This is a genomic window from Kribbella sp. VKM Ac-2571 (assembly GCF_004362255.1).
Lineage (GTDB): Bacteria > Actinomycetota > Actinomycetes > Propionibacteriales > Kribbellaceae > Kribbella > Kribbella pratensis.
Genome location: NZ_SNWS01000005.1, coordinates 212,299 through 225,656, shown reverse-complemented (window position 1 = coordinate 225,656; position 13,358 = coordinate 212,299). Strand labels below are relative to the sequence as shown.

Sequence of the window (13,358 nt, the reverse complement as noted above, 5' to 3'; positions counted from 1 at the left end):
CTCCCAACGATGAACGAGGCACCAGTTGACCGTGACAGGTGAGGCTCGGTCAAGCGATTTGCTCGTAATTTACGAATTAATATTGACAGCTGCGACGGGTCGCCGCAAGATCGTCCGGAACACACCACCCACCCGACTGGCATCGCCGGCGGGCAGATCTCAGGAGTTGTGCATGACGGGTCTGGCAGTGCCTCGTTCGGATCGGCGGACTTTCCTCAAGGGACTCGGACTGCTCGGGGCAGCAACCCTGGTGCCCGGGTGCGCGACGTCGTCGAAGAGCCCCGGCAGCGGCAGTGCGCCATCCGGTCAGCTGGCGCTGCAGTCGAACCTCTCCAGTGAGCAGGCCAAGGCCGCGATGGAGAAACTCGTTGCCGCGTACAACAAGACCGGCGGCTCGCAGGTCAAGCTGAACACGGTCGCGTCGGAGATCTTCCGGACCCAGCTCCCGACGTACCTGACCTCGGCGAACCCGCCGGACGTCTACACCTGGTACGCCGGATCGGTCGCGGACTCGTACGCGAAGAAGGACCTGTTGCTCGACGTCTCGAGCGTCTGGGACTCGATGGGCAACTACTCGAAGGCGATGCAGACGCTGTCCACGAGCAGCGCCGGGCAGAAGATCTTCGTGCCGACCAGCTACTACTGGTGGGGCATGTTCTACCGGAAGTCGAACTTCGCCAAGTGGGGCGTGACGCCGCCGAAGACCTGGGCCGAGTTCGTCGCGGTGTGCAAGACCATTCAGGGCAAGGGCATCCCGCCGATCGGAATCGGGCTCGGCGACACCCCGTGGGTCGCGTCGGCGTGGTTCGACTACCTGAACATCCGGATCAACGGCGCGCCGTTCCACCGGCAGTTGCTGGCCGGCCAGGGGAACTTCACCGACCCGAAGGTGAAGGCGGTCTTCACCAAGTGGCGCGAGGTGCTGCCGTACTTCGACCCGAAGGGCAAGTCGTTCCCGTTCCAGGAGGCGACGTCGGCGCTGCTCGCGGGCAAGACCGGGATGTTCCTGATCGGGACGTTCTTCGCGGACTCGGCGCCGAAGGACGCGCTGGACGACATTGACTTCTTCCAGTTCCCGATCATCGATCCCGCCGTACCGGTGGCGGAGGAAGCGCCGACGGACGGGTACTTCGCCTCGAAGAAGGTGCAGGACGTCGATGGGGTGAAGAAGTTCCTGACCTGGCTGGCGACGGCCGAGGCGCAGGAGATCTACGTGCAGAACTCTTCCGGTACGGCGATTCCGGCCAATCCGGACGGGAAGTCCGCGGACACTCCGCTGGTGCAGAAGGGTAAGGCGATGATCGAGGCCGCAGCCGAGATCACCCAGTTCTTCAACCGCGACTCGAGCGACGCCCTGCAGCCGACTGCGGACGCCGCCCTCACCAAGTTCCTCGACAAGCCCGACCAGATCGACAAGATCCTCGCCGACTGGCAGGCGGCGGCACAGAAGGTCTTCAAGGCGTGAGCGTGTCATCGTCAACCGCGGAAACCCGCTCGTCGCGCCCGCGGCGTGACGAGCGGGGGAGTGGGGCGGGTGGAAGTCGCGCGAAGGGCAGCGGGGGTGTATCGCGTCGTACGAAACGGTCGGGGCCGCGGCGGGTTTCTCCTTTGATTCTTGCGTTTGTGTTGGTGCCGTTTGTTGTTGAGGCTGTTTGGGTGTTCTGGCCTGCTCTGCAGGGGTTCTGGTTGGCGTTGACCAGTTGGGACGGGTTGTCGGCGCCCCGGTTCGTCGGGTTCGGGAACTTCTCCGACATGGTGTCCGACCCGATCTTCCGCACCGCGTTGAAGAACACCGCGATCTGGCTCGTGCTGTTCGGCGGACTGAGTGTCATCGGCGGGTTCGGGATGGCGCTCCTGTTGCAGCGCGAGCGCCGCGGCGTCGGGATCTATCGGGCCGCCCTCTTCACCCCGGTCGTCTTCTCGCTGGTCGTCACCGCGCTGATCTGGCGCGTGTTCTACCAGCCGGATGGACTTGTCGACACGGTGTTCCGAACCGTTGGCCTGGGCAACTTCATCCGCCCGTGGCTCGCCGACCCCGACACCGCGCTGTACGCCGTGATCGTGCCGGCTCTGTGGCGCCAGATCGGGTACGTCATGGTGCTGTACCTGGCCGGCCTGAAGGCGGTCGACCCCGCGCTCTACGAGGCCGCGAAGGTCGACGGCGCGTCCGCCTGGCAACGCACGCGGTACGTGACGATCCCGCAGCTCAAGGGCGTCAACTCCGTCGTACTGTCGGTGATCGTCATCGACTCGCTGCGGTCCTTCGACATCGTCTGGTCGATGACGAAGGGCGGGCCGTACCACTCGTCCGAGCTGCTCAGCACATACATGTACTCGACCGCGTTCCAGTCCACCCAGCTCGGGTACGCGTCCGCGTTGGCCGTGGTGATCTTCCTGCTCGCCCTGGCCGTCATCCTCGGCTACCTGATCCGCGCGTTCCGGGAGGAATCGTGATACGGCGTACCGGCTACCACGTGGCGATGGGGCTGATCTCGTTCCTGTGGGTCGCGCCGATCCTGTGGGTGATCGTGATCTCGTTCCGCAGCTTCGACGACGTCGCCGCGAACGGGCTGGGGTCGCTGCCGCATTCGTTCACGTTCTCGACGTACAAGTCGGCGTGGGAGGACGCGGACGAGTTCCGCGCGCTGATCAACAGCCTGCTGGTGACGATCCCGGCCGTGCTGCTGAGTCTCGGGCTCGCGTCGGTCGCGGCGTACGGGCTCGCGCGGTACTCGATCCCGTTCCGGCGGACGATCCTGTTGCTGATGTTGATGGGGAACTTGCTGCCGCCGCAGATCCTGCTGATCCCGATCTCCCGATTCGTGGAGCTGATCGGGTACTACGACACGCTGATCGCCCTGATCGCGGTCCATGTCGGGTTCGGGCTGGGGTTCTACACGTTCGTGCTCCACGGGTTCATGCGGGATCTGCCGCGAGAGATCCAGGAGGCGGCGACGATCGACGGGGCCGGGCCGGGGAAGATCTACTCGGCGGTGATCCTGCCGCTGACCCGTCCGGCGCTGGCAGCGCTAGGGGCGCTGTCGTTCACGTGGATCTTCAACGACCTGCTGTGGTCGATCACGGTGATCCGCTCGGGCGAGAAGATGCCGGTCACGCCTGCGCTGCTCGGTCTGCAAGGCCTGTTCGTGTCGTCGTGGAACGTGATCGCGGCCGGCACCGTGATCGCCGCCGTACCGACGGTCGCGGTGTTCCTCCGGTTCCAGAAACACTTCGTCGGCGGGCTGGCGATCGGAGCGGTCAAGTGAGGACGTGGACCTTACGCGGTACGACGATCTCGTACGTCGTCGGCGTACCGGATCATGGTCGGTGGGCCCAGTTGGTTGCCTGGGGCCCGCATGATGGCTTGGCGCCAGTTGCTGTTGTTGGCACGGAGCATTTCGTTCCGCGCGCGGACGTGGAGCCGTTGGAGTACGCCGTCCGCGGCGTCCGCTACACCGCACCCGTCGACCTGGTTGCCTCAGGTGCTTCGGGAGCGGATGAGCTCCGGCCGGTGTTCGTCGAGGCACGTGAAGGTGACGGGCTGGAGCTCGAGTTCGCGGACGTTGTCCGGATCGTCCTGCACTACCGGATGGTCGGGGATGCGGTGGAACGGTGGGTGTCCCTGCGAAACGACGGTCCTGATGAGGTTGTGCTCCATCGACATGACTCGGCCGGGTTCGTCGTACCGGGTGGGAACACCGTCAAGTACTTGTGGGGCGAGTGGAACAGTGAGTTCCAGCAGGCTTCGGTCACCCTGCCGCGCGGGCGGTTCACGATCGGGAGTGCGCAGGGCATCACCGGGCATTCGTACTCGCCGTACCTGGTCGTCGATGGCGACGTGGCGTACGGCGTACAGCTCGCGTGGACCGGGTCGTGGGAGATGTCGGCGGACGTGGATACGACCGGACTGGTGCGGATCCAGGCGGGCCGGACGTCGTCGAGTCTCGGGATCACGCTGCAGCCGGGCGAGACGTGGGTGTCGCCGAAGGCCGTCGGCGCGTGCAGTGCTGAGGGCACCGACGGGCTGGCGCGAGTGTTCCATGAGTACGAGCGGGCCGCGTCGAGAAAACGTGTTCCGAAGGTGTTGTACAACTCCTGGTTCGCGACCGAGTTCGACATCCGCGCCGACCATCAGCTCGAACTGGCGCGGCGCGCGGCGGGAATCGGGGTCGAGACGTTCATGGTGGACGACGGATGGTTCGTCGGGCGTTCTGATGACACCGGCGGGCTGGGGGACTGGGAGGTCGATCCGGCCAAGTTCCCGGACGGGCTGGACGCGTTCATCGGTCAACTGAAGGACATCGGGCTCGACTTCGGGCTGTGGGTAGAGCCGGAGTCGGTCAGCCCGACATCGCAGCTGGCCAAGGAGCATCCGGAGTGGATCCTTCGTACGCCGGGGCACGATCCGATCCTGATCCGCAACCAGCTCCTGCTCGATCTGAGCCGGGACGACGTAGCGGAGTTCATCTGGAGCACGCTCGATCGGCTGCTGTCGACGTACGACATCACGTACCTGAAGTGGGACGCCAATCGGCCGCGGCTGGACAGTGGCGATCAACGCCGGGACCTCGACGGCCGGGTGGTTGGCAACCTGTACGAGATCCTCGAGAAGCTCAGGGACCGGCACCCCGAGGTCTCCGTCGAAGGGTGTGCGGGTGGCGGGGCGCGCGTCGATCTGGCGATGGCCTCGCGGGTCGACACGTTGTGGCCGAGTGACAACACCGCGCCGCTGGATCGGCTGCGGATTCAGGAAGGGTTCCGGACCGGGTTCGCGCCGCACCTGATGAGTTCCTGGGTGACCGATGCCGAGGGGACGCACGACGGTCGCGAGCGGTCGCTCGACTTCCGGTTCCACGTCGCGATGGCCGGCGTACTCGGGATCGGTGCGGATCTCTCGCGCTGGACCGACGACCAGCTGAAGACGGCGGCGCGCCATATCGAGCAGTACAAGGGCTTTCGGGAGTTGATTGCCGAAAGCAAGGTCTACGGGCTCTCGGCCGGCGTGCAGTACGTCGGCGCGACGAGGTCCGTGGTGTTCCTGTGGGAGACCGGCGACGGCAACGTGCGCGGCACGCTGCCGACCCGGCCGCGGCGGGTGCCGCTGGCCGGACTGGATCCGGCGAAGAACTACCGGGTGGGCAACGAGACCTACCCGGGCAGCTACCTGCTGCAGGTCGGAGTCGCGTTCGACGACTCCGCCGACTCGCACTGCCTGGTCGTCGAGCAGCTCGACTGACCGTCCGCTCAAACGGCAGCAAAGGAAACCAGGATGAGACGACTTTTAGGCGGGTTGATTGCGGCGGCTCTCATCGCCGGCGTGACCACCACGACCGGAGCCGTGGCGGCTCAGGCCACAGCTCCGGTCCTCAGCCCGACGCCGTACCAGGGCTGGAACACGTACTACGGACTCGGTGGCGACTTCACCGAGGACACGATCAAGTCGGTCGCGGACTCCCTGGTGAGCCGCGGCCTCGCGAAGGCCGGCTACGACATCGTCTGGCTGGACGGAGGCTGGCAGGCCGACCAGTCCCGCAGCGACGCCGGCGACCTGGTGCCGAACCCGGCCAAGTTCCCGAACGGGCTGAAGCCGCTGGTCGACTACATCCACGGCAAGGGCCTGAGGGCGGGCATCTACACCGACGCCGGTCCGTACATCCCGGGCAAGTGCGGCCTCGGCAGCGGCGGGTACTACCAGCGCGACGCGGATCAGTTCGCCGCCTGGGGTTTCGACGCCGTCAAGGTCGACTACCTGTGCGGGATCGCGGCGAACCTGGACCCGAAGACGGTCTACACCGAGTTCGCCCAGGCGCTGCGCAACAACGCCAGCCACCGGCCGATGATCTTCAACCTCTGCAACCCGGTGACGTCGCCCGACTGGGGCAACTACCCGGAGTCCCAGCAGTCGATCAACTCGTGGTCGTACGCGCCGGGGATCGCGCAGTCGTGGCGTACGTACACCGACGTCGGGTTCCAGGGCGACATCAAGTTCAAGGACGTACTGCGGAACTACGACGCGAACGCGCGGCACCCGGAGGTCGTGAGGCCCGGCGCGTTCGGCGACCCGGACTACCTGGCACCGGAGCTCGGGATGAGCGACGAGGAGTTCCGTACCCAGCTCACGCTGTGGGCGGTGGCCGCCGCGCCCCTGGTCATCGGCAGCGACGTCCGCAAGCTCAGCGCAACCACGATCGGGATGCTGACCGATCCCGACGTACTCGCGATCAACCAGGACAAGGCCGCCGTACAGGCCGTCCGGATCGGCGCTGCCGGGACGACCGAGACGTGGGTCAAGCGGCTCGCCGACGGCAGCCGCGCCGTCGTCCTGCTCAACCGGGGTGACAGTGCGAAGACGCTGACGACGACAGCCGATGCAGTGGGTCTGAGTGGGTCGCGGTTCACGCTGAAGAACGCGTGGACGAACAAGGTGACCGAGAGCGCCGGCGTGATCAGCGCAGCGGTGCCAGCTCACGGTACGGCGTTGTTCCGCGTCGAACCCGCACGCGGCGTTCCGGGCATCCCGCACGTCACGGCCGGGATCCCGCAGGTGACGAAGGTCGGGACGGACGCCCAGCCCGAAGGTACGGCGCCGGTCGTGGCCGGTGGGGACGAGCTCACGGTGCAGGTTGCCGTGCGCAACGATAGTTCGGTGCCTGTGTTCGCGCCGACGGTGAAGGTTGCCGGTGGCACCGGATGGACCGCGACGCCGTTGTCCGAGGCGCCTGGTCTGATCGAGGGCGGGAAGCAGGCGACGTTCGCGTTCACCGTGAAGCTCCCGCCCACGGCACCACCCGGAACCGCGAGCCTCACGGCCACCACGACGTACCGGACGCTGCTGTACGGCGAGCAGCGGCAGACGACCGTGCTGTCTCCGGTGGTCGTCGCACCCGCACCGCCGAGCGGGACCGTGCCGTTGTCTCATCACCAGTGGATCACCGCGACCAGCGGCTGGATGTCGCCGACGATCGACGAGAGCGTCGGCGGCGGCAACCCGATCAAGCTCACCGGTACGACGTACTCCACCGGGATCGGTGTCGCGTCCCCGTCTCTGATCCGGTACTACCTCGGCAAGGCGTGCTCGCGGCTGACCGGCGCCGTGGGCATCGATGACGTGGTCGGCAATGTCGGTCCGGACGGCGGTACGTCGACGTTCCAGGTCGTCGGCGACGGCAAGGTCCTGTTCGACAGCGGCACCGTCGACCGCTTCACCCCGAAGCAGTTCGATGTCGACCTGACCGGCGTACGGGTGCTCGATCTCCTCGTCGGCGACGCCGGCGACGGCGGCTACAACGACCGCGCCGACTGGGCAGCCCCCACCGCAACCTGCTGAGAACTCCCTGGGGAGGGCGGCCTCAGAAGGCCGCCCTCCCCAGCTACTTCCAGTCCACCTCGGTCGAATGGAGCCAGGTCCACCGGCGGTTGCGCCAGGTGGGGGACTGCTGGCCCAGGCGGACGGCGTACTCCGGCCAGTTGGTGGCGGTCTGGTGCGACCACGCCTTCTCCGCCAGACCTGGGATGCGGGGGAGGAGCAACAGTTCCAGGTCCTCTGAGCTGGTGATGGTTTCGCACCAGATCGCGGCCTCGATGCCGGCGATCTGTTCGGTGCTGTCGATATCGGGCAAGGTGTCGACGGGGTCCCACGACACACCGTGTTCGATGGACGCCGCACCGTAGAACTGCAGGCCGAGACGCTCCCTGGCCTGTTCCTGCGATGGGTCTGAGGAGGCATCGGCGTGCGGGCGGTCGAAGTACAGCCAGGTCACCGGCGAGACGATCAGCTTCGCGCCCTGCTCGAGCGCCTTCGGGGCGTCGTACTTCGCTTTGCGCAGCGCCTCGACCAGCACCGGCAGCAGTTCCTCGGGCGGCGTCGGCGCGTCCGGGTTCTCGCCCATCTTGTCGATGTCGAGATCCAGCCAGTACTGTACGACATCCTCGGAGCCGAGCCTCGCGCGGGCGATCTCCTGCCAGCCGACGACCTTCTTCCCGCGCTCCCGGACGAGCGCGGCCGCCTTCTCGACGAACGCCGCGTGGTCCTCGTCGGCCATACCCCAGGTCTCGTCACCGCCGATATGTACGTACGCACTCCGCGGAAACTGCGGGATCACCGCATCCAGGACGTCCTCGACGAACACCCAGGTCTCGTCGCGTCCCGGATCCAGCGTGCCGAGATGGAGCTTGTCGCCATTCCCGACGTCGATCGTCTGAGGCTCCGCAGGCCCGAGCTCCGGGTACGCCTTGAACACGGCCGCTGTGTGCCCGGGCATGTCGATCTCCGGTACGACGGTCACGTACCGGTCGGCCGCATACGCGACCAGATCCGCCAGCTCGGCCTGCGTGTAGTACCCACCGGGACGATCACCGATCGCTCCGGCCGCACCCACCTCGGTCAACGCGGGCCGTGACGGTACTTCGACCCGCCAGCCCTGATCGTCCGTGAGGTGAAGGTGGAGCACGTTGAGCTTGTACAACGCGAGCATGTCGATGACCCGCCGTACCTCGTCCGGCGCGTGAAACGTCCGCACCACATCGAGTGACAGCCCCCGCCACGCGAACCGCGGCCCATCGACGATCCGAGCAGCCGGCAGCACCGCCGTACCGTCCTGCACATTCGCGGAGATCAGCTGGCGAAGCGACGTGAGGCCGCGGTACACCGCCTCCGGCGTCGGACCCCACACCCGGACGCCGTTCGTGGTGATCTCCAGGCCGTGGCGCTCGTCCAGAGCGTCCCCGTCGGCGCGCAGACCAGCGACCGGTGGTACGCCGTCGACGCTCCCGAGGTCGACGTGGATGCCCGAGTCGCCGGTCAGCGTGAGGCCAGCGTCGAGCTCCACGTCCTCGAGGAAGCGGGCGACGGGACCGGCGAGTTCAGACGAGTGGACGACACCCGAGGCTGACGTCAGGACGAACGGACCGTCGGGGGCGGTCGCGGTCGCCGGTGCCGGGATCAGAGGAAGGTTCATCCGACGATTCTGCGTCATATCGCGACCGGACGGCCACGTTGTGTACGTGGGCGTCGGTGTCGGCGTCGGTGGCGCTTGAAGCGGGTACCGGGTGGCAATGGATACGCAACTCCTGCTGGAGCAGGCAGAACGTCTGTCGAAGGTGCTCACGCCCGGTGACCTCGACCATACTCTCGCGCGCATCACGGCGGCCGCGGTCGAGGTGCTGCCGGAGGTGGACTTCGCCAGCATCACGATTCTGCACTTCGACGGCCGTCTGGAAACGGTCGCGCCGACCGATGAGTTGCTCTGGGGCGTCGACGCGGCCCAGTACGAGTTGCAGGAAGGACCTTGCTACGAAGCCGCGGCCGATTCCGTCCACGTCATCTCGCCGAACCTGGACGGCGATCCACGCTTCCCGCGGTACGCCGTGACAGCCGTCGCCGCCGGTATCGAGGCCCAGGCCGGCATCCGGCTCTTCGACGCTCCGAAGTCGCGGGGTGCGCTGAATCTCTATGCCCGCCGGCCCGGTGCGTTCGGCGATTTCGGGGCGCTCGGCGTGCTTTTCCAGCACCAGGCCGCGATGGCGATCGAGTACGCCCGGGAGATCCACAACCTGCAAGAGGCCGTGCGCACGCGCGGGCTCATCGGCAAGGCGGTAGGGGTCGTCATGGAGCGATACAAGCTCACAGACGACCGCGCTTTCGCCTTCCTCACCCGGCTCTCCCAGGACGGCAACGTAAAGCTCCGAGCCGTCGCCGAACAAATCGTCCGAACCACCAGCAACCCCTGAGCCCGAGCATCCGACCGCACGTTAAGTGGATCTCCAGGCCATCACAATCGTCGGCTGTGCAGGGGTGCCCGCCTGACGGGCGGGCAACGGGATGATTGTGATGGCCTGGGCGTCCTACCTTGAGCGGTGTTGCTCGGCGACGCTCTTCAGGTAGAGGGCACTGGCCTTGGGGATGCGGGCCTGGGTTTCGTAGTCGACGCGGGTGATGCCGAAGCGTTTGGCGTAGCCGTAGGCCCATTCGAAGTTGTCCAGGAGGGACCAGGCCAGGTAGCCGCGGATGTCGGCGCCCTGGGTAATGGCGTCGGCGACTGCGGACAGGTGGGAGGTGAAGTACGCCGTACGGTCGGTGTCGTCGACGTAGCCGTTCTCGTCGGGTACGTCCTCGAAGGCGGAGCCGTTCTCGGTGATGACCATCGGGAGGCCGGGGTAGTCGCGGGCGATACTGAGCAGCAGATCGGTGAATCCCTCGGGGACGATCTCCCAGTCCATCGCGGTGCGCGGCTTGCCCAGCGGTACTTCGCGACTTACTGGTAGGCCCTGAGCGTCTTCGGTGCTGCCGTCCTCGGCGTATCCGGTGAACTTCTGGCTGAAGTAGTAGTTCACCCCGAGTACGTCGATCGGTGCCGCGATGATCTCCAGGTCGCCGTCCTCGATCGGCAGCTCGACGCCTTCCCGCGCGAGGTCCGCGACCACGTCGGCCGGGTAGTGCCCGTGCACCAGCGGGTCGAGGTAGATCCGCCGGCCCATCCCGTCCGCGCGCCGCGCCGCGTCGACGTCCGGCTCCGCATCCGAAGCGGGGTACGACGTCGCGACGTTCAGCGTGATGCCGATATCGAGCTTGCGCGGTGACGCCTCGCGCATCGCCTGCGTCGCCAGGCCGTGTCCGAGCAACAGATGATGTACGGCGGCCAGCGCTGCCGGGTACTCGCGCCGACCCGGAGCATGCGCGCCGTACGCGTAGCCGAGCATCGCCGAGCACCACGGCTCGTTCAGCGTCGTCCACGTGTTGACGCGGTCCTTCAACGCGTCGAACACCAGCATCGCGTACTCCGCGAACCGGTACGCCGTGTCGCGCACCGGCCAGCCCCCCGCGTCCTCGAGCTCCTGTGGCAGGTCCCAGTGATACAGGGTCACCCACGGGTCGATGCCTTGGGCAAGCAGCTCGTCGACGAGCCGGTCGTAGAACCCGAGTCCGGCCGGGTTCACCGGTCCCTTGCCGTGCGGCTGCACCCGGGGCCAGGCCACCGAGAACCGGTACGTGTCCAGGCCGAGGTCCTTGATCAGGGCAACGTCTTGCGGCATCCGGTGGTAGTGGTCGCAGGCGATGTCGCCGGTGTCGCCGTTGTCGATCGCCCCCGGCACCCGGCAGTACGTGTCCCAGATCGACGGCGTCCGGCCGTCCTCCGCGACCGCACCCTCGATCTGGTACGCCGACGTCGCGACACCCCAGCGGAATCCGGACGGAAACCCCGCGACCAGTTCAGCCGCCCCCGAGACAGAAGTTGTGCTCATCCACGTCCTCGCTTCGCTCCGGGCGCGGATGAGACACGAGATGCGCTGTGCTTGATGATGAACTCGCTTCGCTCGTTCATATTCGCCTTTCTAGGCCGTGCGGCCGGGAAGCCAGCACGCGACGGAACGGTTGGGGTCGTTGCGCGCCGAGGGGATCCCGAGGACGGGGATCTCGGCGGAGCAACGGTCGAACGCCTGCGGGCATCGGGGATGGAACGAGCAGCCGGACGGCATGCCGCGCAGGTCCGGTGGGGAGCCGGGGATTCCGGCCAGTTCGCGTCGCTCGCCGCGGAGTGCGGGGAAGGACTTGAGCAGACCTTCGCTGTAAGGATGCAGCGAGTCCTTGTACAGGTCCGCGGAGCGCGCTTCCTCGACGATGCGGCCGCCGTACATGATCGCGATCCGGTCCGAGAACTCGACCAGCAACGACAGGTCGTGGGTGATGAACAGCACCGAGAACCCGAGCCGCTCGCGCAGCTCGACCAGTTGCGCGAGGATCTGCCGTTGCATCACCACGTCCAGCGCGGTCGTCGGCTCGTCCATGATCACGACCTGCGGCTCGAGGACGAGCGCCATCCCGATCATCACCCGCTGCCGCATCCCGCCGGACAGCTGGTGGGGGTAGGCGTCCATCCGGTCCGCGGAAATCCCGACGAGTTTCAGCATTTCCTGAGCCCGGGCGATCCGGGCCTGCGGCGACAGTTGCGGTTCGTGCGCCTTGATCACGTCGAGCATCTGGGTCGAGACCTTGTGCACCGGGTTCAGCGAGTTCATCGCACCCTGGAACACGATCGACGTCTCGGCCCACCGGAATTTCCGCAGTTCCGTGTCGGTCAGCGTCATCACGTCGTACGGATCGCCCGAAGCAGGGTGGTAGACGACCGACCCGCCGCTGATCACCCCGGGCGGCGGCAGCAGCCGCGTCACGCCGTACGCCAGCGTCGACTTCCCGCTACCGCTCTCGCCCGCCAGCCCGAGCACCTCGCCGCGGTGCAACGTCAGCGTGACGTCCCGCACCGCCTGCACCGCCTGCTCACCCAAGCCGTAGTCGACATGAAAGTTCTTGATCTCGAGCACCGGCGCCTTCACGCGACCTCCTCCTCACGACGCGGTACGACGGGAGTCACCGGCGCCTGCTTCGAGGACAGGACCGGGGTGAAACCGACCCGCATCCGCACCGAGTGGCCGTCCTTGGTTTTCAGTCGGGTGTGACCGCTGCTGCGCAACCTCGGGCTGACGAACTCGTCGATGCCGAAGTTGATCAGCGACAGCGCCGTCCCGAGGACCGCGATCGCGAGACCCGCCGGGACGAACCACCACCACGCGCCCTGCGCGAGTGCCTGCTGGCTCTGCGCCCAGAACAGGATCGTGCCCCAGTTCCACTCGGAGATCGTCGAGATCCCGATGAAGGCCAGCGTGATCTCGGACATCACCGCGAAGATCACCGTGCCGACGAAACCGGACGCGATGATCGCGGTCAGGTTCGGCATGATCTCGAACGTGATGATCCGCCAGGTGCTCTCACCGGTCGCCCGCGCGGCCTCGACGTAGTCCCGCCGGCGCAAGGACAACGTTTGCGCCCGGAGCACGCGCGCACCCCAGGCCCACGAGGTCAACCCGATGACCAAGGCAACCATCAGGTCACCGGCCGACGGGATCGTCGACGCGACGATAATGATCAGCGGGAGCGCCGGAATCACCAGGAAAACGTTGGACAACGCGGACAGACTGTCGTCCGCGGCACCGCCGAGGAAGCCTGCGCTGACGCCGATCAGGATCGACAACGCGGTCGCGACCAGGCCGGCCAGCAGGCCGACGAACATCACGCCACGGGTACCGACGAGCACCTGGCTGAAGATGTCCTGCCCGAGGTGCGTCGTACCGAACCAGTGCTTGCCGGACGGCGCCTGGATCAGGTCGCTGCTGCGGGCGGACGGGTCGTACGGCGCGACCCACGGGCCGATGATCGCGATCAGGCAGAAGAACGCGAGCACGACCAGGCCGGTCGCGGCCTTCGGGTTCGCGACGAACCGCAGCCGTCGGCGCTTGACCGGGGCAACCGCGACCTCCGGCCCGTCTGGCGTGACCGCGGTGATGGTGGTGGCTGGTGCGGACAT

General features: G+C 66.9%; 10 protein-coding genes. 6 read left to right on the top strand and 4 right to left on the bottom strand.

All coding sequences use genetic code 11. The features are described from left to right. Positions 1–172 precede the first annotated feature (172 nt). The 5 genes from EV651_RS13620 (at position 173) to EV651_RS13600 (ending at position 7,327) form a co-directional block, all read left to right on the top strand. Positions 173–1,465 carry an ABC transporter substrate-binding protein gene (locus tag EV651_RS13620; protein WP_202870318.1) on the top strand — a complete coding sequence of 431 codons (1,293 nt, stop codon included), beginning with the start codon at positions 173–175 and terminating at the stop codon, positions 1,463–1,465. Positions 1,466–1,656: 191 nt separating this feature from the next. Next, entirely contained in the window at positions 1,657–2,454 is a 798-nt protein-coding gene (locus EV651_RS13615) for a carbohydrate ABC transporter permease (protein WP_238156864.1), read from the top strand. Further along, the gene (locus tag EV651_RS13610; RefSeq protein ID WP_131285348.1) at positions 2,451–3,266 is read left to right on the top strand and encodes a carbohydrate ABC transporter permease; all 816 of its coding nucleotides are present in this window, start codon (positions 2,451–2,453) and stop codon (positions 3,264–3,266) included. The genes EV651_RS13615 and EV651_RS13610 overlap by 4 nt, the downstream gene beginning before the upstream one ends. Beyond that, positions 3,263–5,236, top strand: a complete 1,974-nt coding sequence (locus tag EV651_RS13605) for an alpha-galactosidase (protein WP_133785516.1) — start codon at positions 3,263–3,265, stop codon at positions 5,234–5,236. The genes EV651_RS13610 and EV651_RS13605 overlap by 4 nt, the downstream gene beginning before the upstream one ends. A 33-nt stretch (positions 5,237–5,269) precedes the next feature. Next, entirely contained in the window at positions 5,270–7,327 is a 2,058-nt protein-coding gene (locus tag EV651_RS13600) for an NPCBM/NEW2 domain-containing protein (RefSeq protein ID WP_133785515.1), read from the top strand. Positions 7,328–7,370: 43 nt separating this feature from the next. Here EV651_RS13600 and EV651_RS13595 read toward each other — a convergent pair whose 3' ends face one another. Continuing rightward, positions 7,371–8,957, bottom strand: coding sequence for a beta-N-acetylhexosaminidase (locus EV651_RS13595; RefSeq protein ID WP_166658597.1), 1,587 nt, complete (start codon positions 8,955–8,957; stop codon positions 7,371–7,373). A gap of 97 nt (positions 8,958–9,054) precedes the next feature. Here EV651_RS13595 and EV651_RS13590 point away from each other — a divergent pair, with 97 nt between their 5' ends. Further along, entirely contained in the window at positions 9,055–9,729 is a 675-nt protein-coding gene (locus tag EV651_RS13590; protein WP_133785513.1) for a GAF and ANTAR domain-containing protein, read from the top strand. A gap of 114 nt (positions 9,730–9,843) precedes the next feature. Here EV651_RS13590 and EV651_RS13585 read toward each other — a convergent pair whose 3' ends face one another. From EV651_RS13585 to EV651_RS13575, 3 genes are all read right to left on the bottom strand, one after another. Continuing rightward, on the bottom strand, positions 9,844–11,241 hold the full coding sequence (locus EV651_RS13585) for a GH1 family beta-glucosidase (protein WP_133785512.1): 1,398 nt from the start codon (positions 11,239–11,241) through the stop codon (positions 9,844–9,846). Positions 11,242–11,331: 90 nt separating this feature from the next. Continuing rightward, entirely contained in the window at positions 11,332–12,330 is a 999-nt protein-coding gene (locus EV651_RS13580) for an ABC transporter ATP-binding protein (protein WP_133785511.1), read from the bottom strand. Continuing rightward, positions 12,327–13,358, bottom strand: a complete 1,032-nt coding sequence (locus tag EV651_RS13575; protein WP_133785510.1) for an ABC transporter permease — start codon at positions 13,356–13,358, stop codon at positions 12,327–12,329. Before EV651_RS13575 ends, EV651_RS13580 begins: the two co-directional genes overlap by 4 nt.